We start from the raw sequence: 17,697 nt of genomic DNA on the forward strand, positions 1-17,697 counted from the left end.
CTCTGTGCAATTTTGAGAGAACTTCTCTCAAGGAAACTTCGCAGTTAAAGCTGAGAAGTACTGATTTAAAACGAAATCGAAGATTTCTATAAATCGGCATCTGGTGATTATGGCTTGAAGGTAACACCCGTTCCCATACCGAACACGATAGTTAAGCTTCAAAGCGCTGATGGTACTGCAGGGGAGGCCCTGTGGGAGAGTAAGTCGTTGCCAGGTTAGTGAGTTTACACACCAAGCATTTAATGTTTGGTGTGTTTTACTTTTTTAAAATTAAAGTTTGATAAATATATGAATTACAGTATATAATAATTATAACAGAAATTTATATTATTGATCAGCGTAATGAATAATGGGGGTAAACAGTATGGAAAATGTAGAAAAACTTAGACACATAATAAATGAAAGTTCAAATATAGTATTTTTTGGGGGGGCAGGAGTTTCTACAGAGAGTGATATCCCAGACTTTAGATCACAAGATGGATTATATAAGACAAAAACTAATTTCCCATATCCACCGGAGGTCATGTTAAGCCATAGTTTTTTCTGTGAACATACTGAAGATTTTTTTCATTTTTATAAATCTAAAATGATATATAAAAATGCAAAACCGAATAAGGCTCATTATGCTCTTGGAAAATTAGAGAATATGGGAAAAGTAAAAGCTGTTATAACACAAAATATAGATGGACTTCATCAAGAGGCTGGATCTAAAGAGGTAATAGAGCTTCATGGCAGTATTCATAGGAATTATTGTATAGATTGTGGTAAGTTTTTTGATTTGAACTATGTGTTACATAGTGAAGAGATTGTACCAAAATGCGATAAATGCGGAGGAATAGTAAAACCAGATGTAGTTTTGTATGAAGAAGCTTTAAATATGAATGCTATAAATAAGGCTATTAATTATGTGGAAAATGCAGATGTTTTAATAATAGGAGGAACTTCTTTAGTAGTATACCCGGCAGCCAATCTTGTACATTACTATAATGGAAATAAATTAATTCTTATAAACAAGGACTCTACATCCTATGATAGTAAAGCATCATTAGTGATTAATGATAAAATTGGAGAAGTACTTAACCAAGTAATAAAGAAATTGAGTTAAAATAATAAATTATGATACCATTTAAAAGCTATTGACAAAATATATTTTAGATGGTATCATATTAAAGTGTTGAGAGAAAAATTGAATATGGCGCTATAGCCAAGTGGTAAGGCAGAGGTCTGCAAAACCTTTATTCCCCAGTTCAAATCTGGGTGGCGCCTCCAATGAAAAAAACTGTTTCAAAATACTTTTGGAACAGTTTTTTTATTTTTATAGCTAATGAAATCAGCTCAAATGTCAATGAATGTAAATATGAATTGAGCTGATTTATTATTTTTATTAAAGATATTATAGTATATTTTTATTAAAACATATCCATTTTATTTAATATTATAGTTACAACTAAGGCTATACAAGCAACAATACTGAATATTATCCAAAAACCGTAAGGGGAATTTGCAAATGGAATTGCAGCCACATTCATACCAAACATTCCTGAAATCATATTAGGAATAGACATTACTATAGTTACAGAGGCTAAAAGCTTCATGACTATATTAAGATTATTAGATATTACTGAAGCAAAGGCATCCATTGTACCACTTAGTATATTACTATATATATTAGCCATTTCTATGGCCTGCTTATTTTCTATTATAACATCTTCTAGTATATCTTGATCTTCGGGATATTTTTGCATAATATCCAGTTTTAACATTTTTTCCAAAGTTATTTCATTAGATTTTAGTGATGTTGAAAAATAAACTAATGATTTTTCTAAGGATAAAAGCTGAATTAATTCTTTATTTTTCATAGATTTATGAAGTCTCTTTTCAATCATTAAACTTTTTTTATCTATTTGTCGTAAATATATTAAATAGTAACTAGCTATTCTATAAAGTATTTGTAAAATAAATCTTGAACGTTTGAAAGTAAAGAAAGATTTCACTTTTCCATTAATAAAATCTAATATTATTTTACTGTTTTTTAAACATACTGTTATTAATGTTGTTTCAGTATGAATAATGGCAACAGGATAGGTATCATAAGTTAAAGAATTATCTTCCATTTCAGTAAAAGGAATATCAACTAAAACTAATATATTATTATTATCATCAATATCTATACGGGAAGTTTCTTCATCATCTAGAGCTGCACGCAAAAACTCCGTAGGAATATTGGCCTTTTTTGAAATTAATAGTAATTCTTGGTCTGATGGAGCGACTATGTTTATCCAACAACCAGGTTCTATATTATCTATTTTTTGTAATGTTGTTTGATTATTTTCTTCTAATGTTTTATATATTGAAATCATACAATAAACCTCCTGTATTGACATTAATAATTATATTATATCTTATAAATTAATAATGTCTACAATTCATAATTAAAATGAAAGTTATTATTCAAGGATTTAAAGAAAATAATTTTAAGTTTCATTTTTTAAATGAATATAGATGAAATATGAAGATAAAAAGAGTTAATATAACTATATCAATCTATTATAGTTTAAATTAGCATGTAATAGCCCTTAAAAGTCAATAAAGGCCTATAATGAATGTGGATTAATATTTAAAAGGCTAGTATAATCTCTATGTTACGATAAATAGGGCGGTTTTGGAGGGGTATCATATGGGAAATATGTATAAAGAAACTATTAAAAGAAGGAAACTACCTTCATTATTAAAGTTATTTATTATATTAGTAAGTGTCTTATTTTTTATTGAAATTATTGAAGGACTAACTGTTAGTGGACAAAATGTTAGAATAATAGCAATGATATTTTGTACTACTTTAGTTATATTAACATTAATATTTGAAATTTTTCGTTGTAGAGTAAGATATACTTATTCAATAATTGCTGATCAATTTATTATACACAAGATAAAGGGGTCAGAGGATAAAGTTGTAGAAAATATTAAGTTAAGAAATATTCAGTATATAGGACAAAAGAGCATACCTAAATTTAAGGAAGATATAATAAGTTCTAAAAAATATGTGTGTTCTATATTAAATTTTAGTCCATACTGTTGTATATATAGAGATGGAAGTAATTTAAAAAGATTTTATTTTGAGCCAAGTAATAATTTAATTGAAAAAATAAAGTTTCATAGAAATAAAAAGATTAGTTAGTTAAAGCTAACTAATCTTTTGTTTTCTCATAAAATTCCATTTTAATTTGTTGTAGAATAGATTCCTTCTCTATTATATCTAAGGCAGTTATAGCTAAAGCTTGAGCTGTCTTCATTACCTTATCATGAGCGAAACGAGAGATTGTTGCCATTGCAAACTCACTAGAAGAATATTTTATTGAGTTATCTTCAACTATAGATATATAAGGATGTATACATGGAACCACATGACTTACATTGCCTATACTAAGCCCTGACAAAGTGTTTTTAGGAGAATCTACTTTTATAATACCACTTTCTTTAAGATTATGAGAAAATATTCTAGATAAAGTTGAATTAGTTATAAGTTCTTCGTAAGGAAGCTCATATATACTAACTTCAGAATATATATCCATTAAACTACCAATGGTTTTTACAAGCTCTCTTACTTTTCTCTCTATTGCATTTAGATTATTCATTTTTGGCCCTCTTAGATAAAATTTAGATTCACATTCTGAAGGTAGTAGAAAAGGAGAATACCCACCTCTTACTATAACACCGTCAATGCTATTTTTATCATTTAACCCTTTAGATAATATGTTTAGTGCATTAAAAGTAAAAAGACAAGCATCTAGCGAAGAATAAGAGCCTAAAGATCTATATGTTAAGCCAGGTTCACTCTTATAAAGTACTTTAAGTGGCAATAGAGCCATGGATGTACCACTTTCAGCAGTTATTACATCAGGATGAGCCATTAATACTAAATCTATGTCATTAAATACTCCTTGTTTTACCATAGTTACTTTTGAGCTACCTATAAATTCCCCTGGACAACCTATAACAATAACTGAACCATGAAGTTTATCTATAACTTTACATAAGGATAGGGATGCTGCGGTAGAGATAGAAGAAATTAAGTTATGACCAGTTATATGGCCACTATTTTCAACAGCATCATATTCACATATAAAACAAATTTTGGGATGCCCTTCTCCATATTGAGCATAGAATGAAGTAGGTATATTTATAAAATTTTCTTTTACATTAAAGTTATATTTTTTAAATATATCCACTAAATAATTATAACACTTATATTCATGAAAACTAATTTCAGCATTATCATATATATATTTAGACACATTAAATATTTCTTCATCTATACTATTTAGAAAAGTTACTATTTCTTGTTTCATACAAATCAACTCCATTTTAAAAGTTGTTATTATTATAACCAAAATTTATTTAATATATTTATGTGGACAAATTAAAATTGGACACCTTACTGAATAAAATATATTATAAGAGGCAAAAATTTAGATAACAGAAATTTTAAGGAGGATATCTATGAGAAAACAATGTTGTATTATATGTGGAAAGCCTCTAAATGGTGGTATAATTATAAATGGAAAAGAGATATGCCAAAGCTGTGAAGAGAAAGTAATAAAAGTTAATATGGATACAGATTTTTATACTTATTATAAAAATTGTATAAAAAAATATATAATATACCCTATGATAAGAGGAGAGGATAGTAAGTGCCAAAATTACCACTTGTAAAAGGGGTTCTAAATTATGTAAAAGAAAATAATATTTCTTTTACTATGCCGGGACATAAAAATGGAAAAGGATTTTTTGCTACTACAGAAGGAAAGACATTATTAGGTAACTTAATAAAGTGCGATATCACCGAAGTTGATGGTGTAGATAATCTTCACAAAGCTGAAGGGATAATTAAAGAATCCAGTGATCTTTTATCTACTTTTTATGGTAGTAAGAAATCCTATTTTTTAGTAAATGGAAGTACTAGCGGAAATTTAATTATGATTTTTTCTTCATTTAATGAAGGAGATAAAATAATAGTAGATAGGAATTGTCATAAGTCTATATTTAATGGAATTATAATGCGTAAATTAAAACCTATTTACATTAAGAATATAATTGATAATAAATATAATGCTCCTTTCTCTATAGATATGGAGCATTTTTTAAAGGTTATAGAAAAAAATAAAGATGCAAAGGGGATTGTATTAACGTATCCGAATTATTACGGTATTTGTTTTGATTTAGAAAAGGTAATAAAAAAGGTAAAGAAATATAATATGAAGGTTTTGGTTGATTCTGCTCATGGAGCACATTTTGGAGTAAACAATAGATTGCCTTGTAGTGCAGTTAAGTTAGGGGCAGATATGGTAGTAGTAAGTGCTCATAAAACATTGCCAAGTCTAACTCAAACAGCTTTTTTACATATAAATAATAATGAATACATAGAAAAAGTAGAATTTTATTTTAGTGTTTTCTCTAGTACTAGTCCATCCTATTTACTTATGTGCTCAATGGATTATTCTAGATATTATTTAGAGTGTTATGGAGAAAGTGCATATGAAAATTTAATTAATTTATCAGAAGAATATAGAAAAAAAATAGATAAATTAAATAATATTAATATACTAAGTAGAAATTATGTAAGGGATAAATATAATTATGATATAGATATTACTAGGTATGTTTTGAACTTAAAAAATGGGTATAATGCAAGTTTATTATTAGATTACTTAAGAAAGAAGGGTATACAGTGTGAGATGAGTGATACCTTTAACTTAGTTCTTATTTTTTCACCATTTAATAATGAAGAAGATTTTGAATATCTTTATAAGATTTTAAATGAATGTGATTTAAAAAAATTTAAAAGTAAGCCAATAGAAATAAAAAATTACTGTATGCCAGAAAGTCGTTTGTTTCCTTATGAAGTGATAGAAAGAAAAAAAAATAAAGTTAAATTAAATCAAGCTGTAGGACGAATATGTGGAGAAAACATTATACCTTATCCACCAGGTATACCAATAATTATGATGGGAGAAATAATAGATAAAGATATAATATATATGTTAAAATATTATATAGATAATAAAATAGATGTATTAGGTGTAAATGATAATAAAATAAACGTATTAGAATAAATAGAATGAAGGTTGATTATAATGCAAGAAATAAAAAAAGGAAAATTGATAGTATTAGAAGCTTGTGATGGAAGTGGAAAGGCAACTCAAACTAAAAAACTTTATGAAAGACTTATTTGTGATGGACATAAGGTGCTAAAGATTGAATATCCTGATTATAAAAGCGATTCTTCAGCGCTTATAAAGATGTATCTCAATGGAGAATTTGGAGACAAGCCAGAAGATGTAAATGCATATGCAGCATCCACTTTTTATGCTGTTGATAGATATGCATCTTTTAAGAAAGCATGGAAGAAATTTTATGATAATGGAGGAATCATTTTAGCAGATAGATATACAACCTCTAATATGGTTCATCAAGCAGCGAAAATAAACAATGATGAAGAGAAAAATAAGTTTTTAAATTGGTTATGGGACTTAGAATTTAATTTAATGGGACTACCTATTCCAGATGCAGTAGTATTTTTAAATATGCCACCTGAATATAGTAGAAAGTTAATAAATAATAGAAAGAATAAATTTACTGGAGAAGAGGAAAAAGATATACATGAAAAAAATGAGGAATATTTAATTCATTCTTATAAAAATGCATGTAGCATAGCAGATAAGTATAATTGGATAAAAATAGATTGTGTTTTTAATGAGAAAATAAAAAGCATTGAAGAAATACATGAAGATATATATGAAGCTATAGGTAAAAACATATAATAGTTATGTTAGGAATTTTATAAAATATGGTAGAATATAACTAAAGAGTAATTAAAGATAATAAGGAGATGATATGTTATGAAGCTTATTATTGCAGTTGTCCAAGATGATGATTCTAGTGACTTAATAGATTTATTAACAGATACAGGTTTTAGGGTTACTAAACTTGCAACTACAGGGGGATTTTTAAAGTCTGGAAATACAACATTAATGATAGGTGTTGAAGAAGAAAATGTAGATAAAGTTATAAAAACAATTGAAGAAATATGTAAAACTAGACAACAGATTGTAACGGCACCGTCACCAGTAGCAGGATCAACAGGTATATATGTTCCGTATCCTATTGAGGTTGAAGTAGGAGGGGCTACTGTATTTGTATTGGATGTAGATAAATTTGTGAAAATATAATGGAGGAATAGGCCTTGAGTTTTGAGGAGATAATAGGGCATAATGATGTAAAAAATCAAATAGTTAATTCAATTCAGTGGGGAAAGTTTTCACATGCACATATAATTACTGGAGAAGATGGAATAGGGAAAAGTTTAATAGCAAAAGAAGCAGCTTTTAAATTATTAAATAGAGAATCTGGAAGAGAATATGTAGACATAATAGAATTCAGAATTTTAAAAAATAAAAAATCTATAAAAGTAGAAGAAATAAAAGATATAATTAGCGAAATAAATACTAAACCATATGAGGCAGATAAAAAAGTAATAATTATACATGATGCAGATTTAATGACCGTAGAGGCTCAGAATGCATTCTTAAAGACAATAGAGGAACCTCCTAAAGGAATTTTTATATTTTTATTATGTGAAAAATTAGAAGGGTTATTGGATACTATAAAATCTAGATGTGGAATATATAAATTATATCATCTTGGAAAGAAAGAGATGGAAGAGTTTTTATTAAAAAAATATCCTTACTTAGATAAAGACCAATGTAAGTCTATATCCATAGTTAGTGATTTTATTCCGGGAAGAGCTGAGAAATTTATAGAAGATAATACTTTAAAAGAAATAAGAGATTTAACTATAGATATATTAAAAAATATTAAACATATAAATGTATCGGAATATGAGGAAGCACTTTTAAAATATAAATCATCTTGGAAGGAAATACTAACATGGCTTCTTTCTTATATAAGAGATGTTATGATATGTAAGGAAACAGGAAACAATGATTTTATAATAAATATAGATAAAGTAGATGATATAAAGTATATTTCAGAAATGTTTTCATTCACTAAATTAAATGATATTATAGAAATAATAAAAGAAATAAGACTTAAATTAGAAAGCAATGTAAACACAGCACTAGTTTTTGACTCAATGTTGCTCAAAATGCAGGAGGTATAAATATAATTATGATAAAAGTTGTAGGCGTACGATTTAAGAAAGCAGGTAAAATATATTATTTTGCGCCAGGAGATTTAAAAATAAACAAAGGGGAAAGTGTTATAGTAGAAACTGCTAGAGGTGTGGAATTTGGAGAATGTGTTATAGGAGAAAAGGAAATAAGAGAAGATGAAATAGTAGCACCTCTAAAGAATGTTATAAGAAGAGCTACTGAGGAAGACATACAAAAGCACTTAGAAAATAAAAGTAAAGAAGAAGCGGCAGTTAATATTTGTTTAAGTAAAATTCAACAGCATAACTTGAATATGAAGCTTATAGATGTAGAATATACTTTTGATAATAATAAAGTAATATTTTATTTTACTGCAGATGGTAGAGTAGATTTTAGAGAATTAGTTAAGGATTTAGCAGCTATATTTAGAACTAGAATAGAATTAAGGCAGATAGGAGTAAGAGATGAAGCTAAAATGATAGGAGGACTAGGACCTTGTGGAAGGGCTATGTGTTGCTCAACCTATTTAGGAGATTTTGCGCCAGTATCAATAAAAATGGCTAAAGAACAAAACCTATCTCTTAACCCTACCAAGATATCAGGAATTTGTGGAAGACTTATGTGTTGTTTAAATTTTGAACAGGAAACCTATGAAGAAATAAGAAAGAAACTTCCTAAGACTGGATCTATGATAAGAACTGAATATGGAGATGGAGAAGTTATATCTAATAGTGTAGTAAAAGAAAGTGTTAAAGCTAAGATAAAAGCTAAGAATGGTGAAGAATTTATACAAGAGATATCCATAGATGAATTGGAATTAATCTCAGGTTCTTACGAAGATACTGTAAATGAAGAGGATATAAAGATAGAAGTTGAAGATGAAGATGTAGATATAATTAAAGAATTATTTAAAGAAAATTAGGAGGAAGCTATGAAATCGGTTATAAAAATTTGCAATATGAGAAGCGGGGCTGATATAACTAATATTAGAAAAGCTATTGCAAATAATGAAGGAGTAATAGCTTGTCAAATAAGTCCTGAAAAGGGAGAAGTTAGTGTAGTATATGATGAGTACTTTGTAACCTTAGATCACATAATTGAATCTATAGAAGATTTAGGATACACTATTTTGTAAAAATTACTTTTAAAATTTTTATAAACGTGGTAGAATATAAATCGGATATACTTGTCCAAAATTTTAAGGAGGTGTACATACATGGCATATAAAATTTTAGATACTTGTATAAGCTGTGGAGCATGTGCTTCAGAATGTCCAGTTAATGCTATAAGCCAAGGAGATACTCAGTTCGTTATTGATGAGGCTGCTTGCATAGATTGCGGAAACTGTGCTAATGTTTGTCCAGTAGGATCACCAGTTCAAGAATAATAAAGAAGACCACTTAAAAAAAGTGGTCTTTTTTATAAGTAGATTTCACCTGAACCTAAGAAGCACTTAATGGAGGGTTAATATGCTAAAATTCGTTAGGAAGAATTTTTCTATTATGGCTCCTGTAGATGGTAAAGCTGTAGATTTGGAAGAGGTAGCAGATGGGGTTTTTTCTAATAAAGTAGCTGGGGAAGGTATAGCAATACAGCCTACAGGTGATGTAATTGTAGCTCCTGCAGATGGTAAATTAAGTTTAATATTTAAGACAAATCACGCTTTTGGAATGGTTTTAGACAATGGAGTAGAAGTTTTAGTTCACATAGGTATAGATACCATAAGTTTAGATAGTAATGGTTTTAAACCTATAGCCAAAGAAGGAGATATTGTAAAAGCAGGAGAGCAAATAATAGAAATAGATAGAGAATTTATATTAAGTAAAGGATATTCTTTAATAACTTCAGTAATAATAACCAATTCCGATGAACTTAAAGAAATACAGTGTAATATTAATATAGATGTTAAAGCAGGACAAGATGTAGTAATAAGATATAAATTGTAGACAATAGAATATGATTGTGAATTTATGAAGCAAATAAGAATTAAGATGAGGAGTATTTCATCTATATATTATTTGTTTCTTTTTTTATTATATGAAATAAATAATATTAGAATAAGTTATACTAGATAAGCTAAGTATAAAATTGACATACTAAAGGAATTAGCTAATAATATTAATGAAAGTTATTTTAGAAAGGAAATATAGATATGCAAAAACATGAATTAGTGAAGGAAAATGAAACGCTAGATGATTTGCAATTAAAGGGATTACATGTTATACAGAAAAAAAGTGGATTTAGATTTGGTATAGATGCTGTAATTTTAGCTAATTTTGTTAAAGTTACAAGAAAAGATGAAATTGTAGATTTATGTAGTGGAACAGGAATAATTCCATTTATAATAGCGGGTAAAAATGAAATACAACATATAACTGGCTTAGAAATACAAAGTGATATGGTAGAGATGGCTAATAGAAGTGTTTTATATAATAATGTTGAAGAAAAAATAAACTTTATAGCTGGAGATTTAAAGGATGAAAAATTATTAAAGAGTATTGGTAAAGTAGAGATAGTAACAGTTAATCCCCCTTATAAGTTACAAAATTCAGGAGTAATAAATGAGAATAGTAAAAATGCTATTGCAAGACATGAAATATGTTGTACATTAGATGATGTAATAAAAGCTGCAAATATTATTTTAAAAGATAAAGGAAAGCTTTTTATGATTCATAGACCTGAAAGAATAGCAGATATATTATGTACAATGAGAAAGTATAACATAGAACCTAAAGTAATAAAAATGATTCAGCCTAATAAAAATAAAGCACCTAATTTAGTATTGATTCAGGGACAGAAAAATGGTGGTAAATTTTTAAAATGGGAAAATACACTATATGTGTATGAGGAAAGTGGAGAATATACAAAAGAGATAAAGAGAATATATGGAAATATGGAGGAGAACTATGAGTAGTGGAAAACTTTTTATAGTACCAACCCCTATAGGAAATTTAAAAGATATAACTTTAAGAGCCTTAGAGGTATTAGATTCAGTAGATATTATTGCAGCAGAGGATACAAGGCAAACTATAAAGCTTACTAATCATTATAATATAAAAAAGACATTGATAAGTTATCATCAACATAACGAGCAAGGGAAAAGTAATAGTTTAATAAAACTTCTTAAAGAAGGTAGAAATATAGCATTGGTAAGTGATGCAGGTACACCAGGCATATCTGATCCAGGGAGTGTTATAATACAGAGATGCATAGAAGAGGGAATGAATTTTGAAGTGCTTCCAGGAGCAACTGCATCTATAACAGCTCTTGTGTATTCAGGAATGGATACTACTAAATTTTTATTTAGGGGATTTTTACCAAGGGAAAATAAAGATAGAAAAATTGTTATAGAGGAAATAAAAGATAGAAAGGAAACGTTAATTTTTTATGAATCACCTCATAGATTAGTAAATACTTTAGAATTTTTAGAGGAAAATGTAGGTAATCGCAGAATATCTATATGTAGAGAATTAACAAAAATCCATGAGGAGATATTAAGGTTTACTCTTAAAGAAGCTATAGAATATTATAAAATAAATAATACAAAGGGAGAATATGTGCTTATTCTAGAAGGAAAAAGTGAGGAAGACATAGAAAAAGAAGAAATTTCCAAGTGGCAGGAATTATCTATAGAGCAACATATATTAAAATACATTAATGAAGGGTCAAGTAAAAAAGAAGCAATTAAAAGAGTAGCTAAAGATAGAAAGTTATCAAAGTCTGAAGTATATAAGTATTCTTTGGATATATAGTATAAATATTTTAAAATATTTAGTAAATAAATGTGATTTTATAATAAATACACATTTTAACATTGTGATTTATAATAAAAGGATGTTATAATAAAATGGTAACAAATTGATTACAAATTTTAAAATACATATGTTTAAATTTTTCAGGGGGTGTTGATGTGAACAAAAAAGTAGTCTCTGCTATTGCAGCATTAGCCTTAGTAGCAACATTTAATGTTTCTGTATTAGCAGAACCGCTATCTGAAAGAATAAAAGTTCAACAACAAAAAGTACAAGAAAATACAAAATTGTTAAAAGATGTACAAAAGAAGAGAGAAGACATAGAAGTAAGTATAGAAAAAATGGACAACCAGATAGAAGGTCTTATGAAGCAAATAAATGATACAAAAAAGAAGATATCAAAGACACAAGATGACATAAAGAATGTAGAAAAAGAAATTGATGAAGCTGAGAATAATATAAAAGAAGAACAAGATTTATTTAACAAGAGAGTTAGAGCTATGTATGTTAGCGGCGCTGGAAGTTATTTAGATGTAATACTTGAAGCAAAAGGATTAAGTGATTTAATATCTAAGGTGGAAGCGGTTAAAAAAATTATAGAATTAGATAATAAAATAATAGCTGATCTTAATGCTAAAAAATTAGCTATAGAGAAGAAAAAAGAAGTTTTAAATAATGAGAGCAATAAGCTGTTAGCAATGAAAGCAGATAATGAAAAGAAGTTATCAGAGATTAATAGTAAGAGACAAGAACAGAAAACATTAATTGCAGAATTAGAAAAACAGGAGAGAAGCTATGCTTCAAAAATTAGTGAATCTCAATCATACATAAATGCTGCTATGGCACAAATTAACAATGTAAGAAAGGCTGCACCTAAGTATAATCCTTCTAGAGGAGCGGCATCTATATCTTCTAATTCAATAGTTGCTTTTGCGTCAAACTTTTTAGGAACTCCATATCAGTGGGGAGGAAATGGTCCTGAAACATTCGATTGTTCAGGCTTTGTAAAATATGTATATGCTCACTTTGGAGTGGACTTGCCAAGAGTATCTCAAGATCAACAAAATGTAGGAACTTCAGTATCAAGAGATCAACTTGAACCAGGAGATTTAGTTTTCTTTGGATATCCTGCTCATCATGTAGGGATATATGTAGGAAACGATTGTTATATACATGCTCCGAGAACAAATGATGTAATTAAAATATCTCCTTTAAATAGAAGTGATTATAGTGGAGCAAAAAGAGTAAGATAAAGCTAGAAATGATATTAAATCATTAGAGAGAAGAGTAATATTCTTTCTAATGATTTAATTAAAACTTAAAATTATCATTAATTATCTTAATAAATATTATGATATATTTGGAATTTAATCTTTTCTTTTGATAATGGCTGATCTAAGTAAAATTTTCATATCTTATAATTATATAAATTATATATATAGATTCTATAATGTATATATCACATGATTTCAAATTTTGTTTCTTATAAAATGTGGACTTTTTTGTATATAACTATTATTCATATACAAAAAAGTCCCACATTTTTATATGTGGGATATATGTCAAATGAATTTTATTCACTTTTTAGTTCATTAAGACAGTTTTTACAGATGTTTTTACCTTTATAATTGATAACATCTCGCGCATCTCCGCAAAATAAACAAGCAGGTTCATATTTTTTTAGTATAATTTGTTCTCCATCAACATAAATTTCTAAAGCATCTTTCTCAGCAATATCTAAAGTTCTTCTTAATTCTATTGGAATAACAATTCTACCAAGTTCATCTACTCTTCTTACAACTCCAGTTGATTTCATTTTTATATTTCCTCCTTAATTTAAATAAAATATTTAGAATACAATTTTCGACAATCTTATTTATAAAATAATAACATATATGATATTAAAAGTTAGCAAATAAATTATGAATTATTTTATAATATTACAAAATTCTTATTTAATTCTATCTAATGTTACTATACTACCAATTTATACAAATGTCAATATATTTTTGAATTTAAAATACATTTTTTTACTTATACCTCAAGGTCTTATAAATCAATGTATTATATGTAGTAAACAATATATGGAAGGATATAAATGTCTATATAAAAACAATTATAGAATAAATTAGAATTATTAAAAAATAGTTATATAATGGCAATTACATAACTATTGTCGAATTTCACAATAGTTTATTTACTTAAATATATTTTTTTATGTATTTAAATTACAGAAATGATAATATATAAAGATAAATTATATATATATATATAACTTATAAGAATTATTATATATAACATGAGTAAGACATAGTTAATTAATTATTAGTATGTAAAAAAAAGTAATTTTTATAAATGGATTATTATTCCATGAAGTTTTATTATAAAGTTGAAAATTTAATTTATAAAATATGGAAAAATTAATATGATATAATAAGTATATAAAAAATTGAAGGGAGAAATTGAGATGAAAATTTTTATTGATACTGCAAATGTAGAAGAGATTAAAAAAGTAGCACAATGGGGAATATTAGATGGAGTAACAACTAATCCTTCATTAATTGCCAAGGAAGGTAGAGATTTAAAAGAAGTTATAGAAGAAATATGTTCAATTGTTGATGGACCTATAAGTGCAGAAGTTATAAGCCTTAAAGCTGATGAAATGGTAAAAGAGGGGAAAGAACTTTCAAAAATACACGATAACATAGTAATAAAAATACCTATGTGTGAAGAAGGACTTAAAGCTGTCAACAAATTAAGTAAAGAGGGTATAAAAACAAATGTTACTTTAATATTTTCTGCACAACAGGCCTTGCTTGCAGCAAAAGCTGGAGCAACTTTTGTTAGTCCTTTTGTAGGTAGATTAGATGATATAGGTAATGGAGGATTTGGAGTAATTAGTGATATAACAGACATATTTAGTATATATGGAATAAATACTGAAGTTATAGCTGCAAGTATAAGAACCCCAATGCATGTATTAGAATGTGCAAGATTAGGTGCGGATATAGCTACAATACCTTATAAAATATTAAATCAAATGTTAAAGCATCCACTAACAGATGTAGGTATAGAAAAGTTTTTGGAAGATTACAGAAGCATGAATAAATAATTTAATTAAAATTTTAACAATAAAAATAACATTTATTGTTAAAAAAATATGAGGTATAAATATCAAATATATAAAAAATTGAAAGAAATAAGATATAACTTGTCTAAGTATTCCACAACTTCATAGACAAGTTATCAACAGGGTAAATGTGGACAATGTGTATAAGTTTATTTTACTTAGATAAATCAAAGATTGGTTTTTAATATATTATCCACAATTTTTGTGGATAATATATTAAAAAATGTGGACAAGTGTGAATAAACCTTTGAAAATTGAAATAAAGTTAAATTTACGTTTAATATTTAGTTAATTTTATAGTGTAGAAGATGGGTGCGAAATAATACTATTTTCGACAAAATGTTATTTGTAATTTCTATTGGTCAATCTTCTTTTAAATTCTTTCATATTGAAGTTAGCGCTAATATATACTCTATCTAAGGAATATATACCATCAGTTTTATCTGACCATGTACCGCTTGTGGAAAAACCCATTTTAAAACCTAGTTCTTTAAGAGCTTTTATAGTAGAGTCATTGTATAAACCATAGGGATATGCAATATAATCTACTTTTTTATTTAAAATAGATTCTAAAAAGTTTTTTGAATTTTTTAAGGTTTCTAATTGCTGTTTATAGCTTATGCTAGGAAGTTTTTCATGTTTTTGAGTATGGCTTTGTATTTCAATACCATTAGAATTCATTTCTATGATTTCTTCTGAAGTTAAGCAATTTTTATCCTTATCAATAGTATCTGTAACTACAAAAATAACTGCATTAAAATTTAATTCTTTTAATATAGGATAAGCATTGGTGTAATTATCGTTATAACCATCATCGAATGTTATCACTACAGATTTTTCTGGAATAGGTTTATTATTTATAAAGAATTCATAGACTTCATCTAAAGTTAGAGTTGTATAGTTATTTTCTTTTAAGAAAAGCATTTGTTCTTTAAAAATTTCTTTAGGGATTCTTAATTCATTGCCTTTTTCATATGCTATAGAATGATACATTAATACAGGAATTCCTTTATCATTGTATTTGAAATTATGATTACTACTAGTATTATTGAAATTTCTATTAGTAGGTTTATTAATTTCATTTTCAATATTAGGATTATTATTATTAATAGAAGAATCTTCAGTATTGTTAATTTTGTTGTTGATAACTTGTGTATTATTATGTTTAGAATTTTTTACCCTCTCATCAAGATTTTTAGAGCATGATGTAGGTATAATAGGAAAAATAAATATAATTGAAGATAATAAGAATTTTTTTAGTATTTTATTAGCCATCTTTTTACCTCACATAACAAAATATTATAGAATAGTTGATTTTAAATGGGTTTAATAATTTGCTATAATTAATAATAAAAGAATAGTAGTTATATAAGGAAGATAATTATACACATTGTCCACAATTTGCCTGTGAATAACTTGTTAAGTTTATGTTGATTTCTATAGAATTAAATAATATATATTCAACTATATGTGATTTTTAGTACAAACTATATAAAATAATGTTAACGTATAAAATTATATTAACATTATCCACAGAAATGTGGATAAAATGTGGACAACTATAGAAGAGTTGAAAATTATCATAAATTTCAGTAATATGATTTTTAAATTTTTATATAATTTAAGTGTCAAAGTTTATAAAAAATATATATAATAAAGTATGTCATTTCATGGCCTGTTAATGCAACTAGATAATAGCAAATTAATTTAAATTATATCATTTTTAATACTTGAATGCACTTAATTCAAAAGAATTAAGTGCATATTTTTATAAACTCAAAGTATATTTTAAGAATTTTCTTAACAATTCATAAATTTTGTGATATTATTATAATATAAAATAAATTTATTAAAGGGTGTGATTGACATGAAAAATAATGTTATTTACGTTGATTTTTACCAGAAGAATAATGGTAAGAAAGGAAATCTATTTAGAAGAATTATAAATAGAATTAAGCTGCTATTTCATTTTAGTAAAAATTATTCCACACCTAAGAATGTAATCATTTACAGAAAGAATATTTCTTAAAAATAACATATGTAGTAATAAATAAAATTATATTATAAATAAAAGGTGCATAAAATTTATGTACCTTTTTGGGCTGTAGTGATATTCTTTAGTATATAATGATTTAAGATAATATTATATAAAATTTGGAAGGAGAAGATTATGAGAATAGGAATGGGATATGATGTACATAAATTAATAGAGAACAGAAAGCTTATTATTGGTGGAGTAACTATACCATATGAAAAAGGATTATTAGGACATTCAGATGCAGATGTGCTAGCTCATGCAATAATGGATAGTTTGTTAGGGGCAGCAGCATTAGGAGATATAGGAAGACATTTTCCAGACAATGATTGCAAATATAAAGATATAAGCAGTATTGAGCTTTTAGTAGAGGTCAATAAATTAATCAAAGGCAAATTTTATAAGATTATTAACATAGATGCAACAATAATAGCACAGCAGCCTAAAATGGCGCCGTATATTGAAGAGATGAGAAATAATATAGCTAAAGCGTTACAAATATCTTTGGATATGATAAATATAAAAGCTACTACAGAGGAGAAGTTAGGATTTACTGGGAGAGGAGAAGGCATAGCGGCTCAGAGTATTTGTCTTATAGAATAATTAATA

General features: G+C 26.8%; 21 protein-coding genes, 1 tRNA gene and 1 rRNA gene. 19 read left to right on the forward strand and 4 right to left on the reverse strand.

Annotation, left to right across the window (positions count from 1 at the left end):
• Positions 1 to 99 precede the first annotated feature (99 nt).
• The 3 genes from rrf (at position 100) to J2Z24_RS18385 (ending at position 1,269) form a co-directional block, all read left to right on the forward strand.
• Positions 100 to 216: ribosomal RNA gene (gene rrf / locus J2Z24_RS18375) — 5S ribosomal RNA — on the forward strand.
• 148 nt (positions 217 to 364) lie between these two features.
• Entirely contained in the window at positions 365 to 1,105 is a 741-nt protein-coding gene (locus J2Z24_RS18380; RefSeq protein ID WP_035151896.1) for an NAD-dependent protein deacylase, read from the forward strand.
• An 89-nt stretch (positions 1,106 to 1,194) separates the two neighbouring features.
• Positions 1,195 to 1,269: transfer RNA gene (locus tag J2Z24_RS18385), tRNA-Cys, on the forward strand.
• A 140-nt stretch (positions 1,270 to 1,409) separates the two neighbouring features.
• On the opposite strand, the gene J2Z24_RS18390 is transcribed toward J2Z24_RS18385, so the two are convergent.
• Entirely contained in the window at positions 1,410 to 2,360 is a 951-nt protein-coding gene (locus J2Z24_RS18390) for a magnesium transporter CorA family protein (RefSeq protein WP_035151899.1), read from the reverse strand.
• A 317-nt stretch (positions 2,361 to 2,677) separates the two neighbouring features.
• On the opposite strand from J2Z24_RS18390, the gene J2Z24_RS18395 reads away from it, so the two are divergent.
• Positions 2,678 to 3,178 (forward strand): DUF6106 family protein, encoded by a 501-nt coding sequence (locus J2Z24_RS18395; protein ID WP_035151901.1) that lies wholly within the window; start codon positions 2,678 to 2,680, stop codon positions 3,176 to 3,178.
• A 10-nt stretch (positions 3,179 to 3,188) separates the two neighbouring features.
• Here J2Z24_RS18395 and J2Z24_RS18400 read toward each other — a convergent pair whose 3' ends face one another.
• Complete coding sequence (locus J2Z24_RS18400; RefSeq protein WP_035151904.1) at positions 3,189 to 4,349, reverse strand: zinc-binding metallopeptidase family protein; 1,161 nt, start codon at positions 4,347 to 4,349, stop codon at positions 3,189 to 3,191.
• A 151-nt stretch (positions 4,350 to 4,500) separates the two neighbouring features.
• Between J2Z24_RS18400 and J2Z24_RS18405 the strand changes: the two genes are divergently transcribed.
• The 12 genes from J2Z24_RS18405 to J2Z24_RS18460 all read left to right on the forward strand — a co-directional run bounded on the left by J2Z24_RS18405 (position 4,501) and on the right by J2Z24_RS18460 (position 13,176).
• A complete protein-coding gene (locus J2Z24_RS18405; protein WP_035151906.1) occupies positions 4,501 to 4,713 on the forward strand; it encodes a sigma factor G inhibitor Gin in 213 nt (70 codons plus the stop codon).
• Positions 4,692 to 6,113 carry an aminotransferase class I/II-fold pyridoxal phosphate-dependent enzyme gene (locus J2Z24_RS18410; RefSeq protein WP_035151909.1) on the forward strand — a complete coding sequence of 474 codons (1,422 nt, stop codon included), beginning with the start codon at positions 4,692 to 4,694 and terminating at the stop codon, positions 6,111 to 6,113. The genes J2Z24_RS18405 and J2Z24_RS18410 overlap by 22 nt, the downstream gene beginning before the upstream one ends.
• A 30-nt stretch (positions 6,114 to 6,143) precedes the next feature.
• The gene (locus J2Z24_RS18415; RefSeq protein WP_173680682.1) at positions 6,144 to 6,821 is read left to right on the forward strand and encodes a dTMP kinase; all 678 of its coding nucleotides are present in this window, start codon (positions 6,144 to 6,146) and stop codon (positions 6,819 to 6,821) included.
• 78 nt (positions 6,822 to 6,899) lie between these two features.
• Entirely contained in the window at positions 6,900 to 7,229 is a 330-nt protein-coding gene (gene darA / locus J2Z24_RS18420; protein ID WP_035151913.1) for a cyclic di-AMP receptor DarA, read from the forward strand.
• Between the two features lie 14 nt (positions 7,230 to 7,243).
• Complete coding sequence (locus J2Z24_RS18425; protein ID WP_035151916.1) at positions 7,244 to 8,179, forward strand: DNA polymerase III subunit delta'; 936 nt, start codon at positions 7,244 to 7,246, stop codon at positions 8,177 to 8,179.
• A gap of 8 nt (positions 8,180 to 8,187) precedes the next feature.
• Positions 8,188 to 9,093 carry a PSP1 domain-containing protein gene (locus J2Z24_RS18430; protein WP_035151920.1) on the forward strand — a complete coding sequence of 302 codons (906 nt, stop codon included), beginning with the start codon at positions 8,188 to 8,190 and terminating at the stop codon, positions 9,091 to 9,093.
• A gap of 9 nt (positions 9,094 to 9,102) precedes the next feature.
• On the forward strand, positions 9,103 to 9,306 hold the full coding sequence (locus tag J2Z24_RS18435; RefSeq protein ID WP_035151923.1) for a heavy-metal-associated domain-containing protein: 204 nt from the start codon (positions 9,103 to 9,105) through the stop codon (positions 9,304 to 9,306).
• 81 nt (positions 9,307 to 9,387) lie between these two features.
• Positions 9,388 to 9,558, forward strand: a complete 171-nt coding sequence (gene fdxA, locus J2Z24_RS18440) for a 4Fe-4S ferredoxin (RefSeq protein WP_035151926.1) — start codon at positions 9,388 to 9,390, stop codon at positions 9,556 to 9,558.
• Between the two features lie 82 nt (positions 9,559 to 9,640).
• The gene (locus tag J2Z24_RS18445) at positions 9,641 to 10,117 is read left to right on the forward strand and encodes a PTS sugar transporter subunit IIA (RefSeq protein ID WP_035151929.1); all 477 of its coding nucleotides are present in this window, start codon (positions 9,641 to 9,643) and stop codon (positions 10,115 to 10,117) included.
• 206 nt (positions 10,118 to 10,323) lie between these two features.
• Positions 10,324 to 11,085 (forward strand): tRNA1(Val) (adenine(37)-N6)-methyltransferase, encoded by a 762-nt coding sequence (locus J2Z24_RS18450; RefSeq protein ID WP_035151932.1) that lies wholly within the window; start codon positions 10,324 to 10,326, stop codon positions 11,083 to 11,085.
• Positions 11,078 to 11,923 (forward strand): 16S rRNA (cytidine(1402)-2'-O)-methyltransferase, encoded by an 846-nt coding sequence (gene rsmI / locus J2Z24_RS18455; RefSeq protein ID WP_035151934.1) that lies wholly within the window; start codon positions 11,078 to 11,080, stop codon positions 11,921 to 11,923. The genes J2Z24_RS18450 and rsmI overlap by 8 nt, the downstream gene beginning before the upstream one ends.
• Before the next feature lie 158 nt (positions 11,924 to 12,081).
• Positions 12,082 to 13,176 (forward strand): C40 family peptidase, encoded by a 1,095-nt coding sequence (locus J2Z24_RS18460; protein WP_035151937.1) that lies wholly within the window; start codon positions 12,082 to 12,084, stop codon positions 13,174 to 13,176.
• 320 nt (positions 13,177 to 13,496) lie between these two features.
• Here the strand turns inward: J2Z24_RS18460 and J2Z24_RS18465 are convergent, their stop codons facing one another.
• Positions 13,497 to 13,739 carry an AbrB/MazE/SpoVT family DNA-binding domain-containing protein gene (locus tag J2Z24_RS18465; protein WP_035151940.1) on the reverse strand — a complete coding sequence of 81 codons (243 nt, stop codon included), beginning with the start codon at positions 13,737 to 13,739 and terminating at the stop codon, positions 13,497 to 13,499.
• A 651-nt stretch (positions 13,740 to 14,390) separates the two neighbouring features.
• Here J2Z24_RS18465 and fsa point away from each other — a divergent pair.
• Positions 14,391 to 15,035 (forward strand): fructose-6-phosphate aldolase, encoded by a 645-nt coding sequence (gene fsa / locus J2Z24_RS18470; protein WP_035151942.1) that lies wholly within the window; start codon positions 14,391 to 14,393, stop codon positions 15,033 to 15,035.
• 360 nt (positions 15,036 to 15,395) lie between these two features.
• Here fsa and J2Z24_RS18475 read toward each other — a convergent pair whose 3' ends face one another.
• On the reverse strand, positions 15,396 to 16,328 hold the full coding sequence (locus tag J2Z24_RS18475; RefSeq protein WP_085059173.1) for a polysaccharide deacetylase family protein: 933 nt from the start codon (positions 16,326 to 16,328) through the stop codon (positions 15,396 to 15,398).
• A 592-nt stretch (positions 16,329 to 16,920) separates the two neighbouring features.
• Here J2Z24_RS18475 and J2Z24_RS18480 point away from each other — a divergent pair.
• The gene (locus tag J2Z24_RS18480) at positions 16,921 to 17,082 is read left to right on the forward strand and encodes a hypothetical protein (RefSeq protein WP_173680607.1); all 162 of its coding nucleotides are present in this window, start codon (positions 16,921 to 16,923) and stop codon (positions 17,080 to 17,082) included.
• 141 nt (positions 17,083 to 17,223) lie between these two features.
• Positions 17,224 to 17,691 carry a 2-C-methyl-D-erythritol 2,4-cyclodiphosphate synthase gene (gene ispF / locus J2Z24_RS18485; protein WP_035151945.1) on the forward strand — a complete coding sequence of 156 codons (468 nt, stop codon included), beginning with the start codon at positions 17,224 to 17,226 and terminating at the stop codon, positions 17,689 to 17,691.
• Positions 17,692 to 17,697: the final 6 nt, after the last annotated feature.

The sequence above is a fragment of the Clostridium tetanomorphum genome, assembly GCF_017873215.1.
In the GTDB taxonomy this organism is placed as follows: domain Bacteria; phylum Bacillota; class Clostridia; order Clostridiales; family Clostridiaceae; genus Clostridium_AO; species Clostridium_AO tetanomorphum.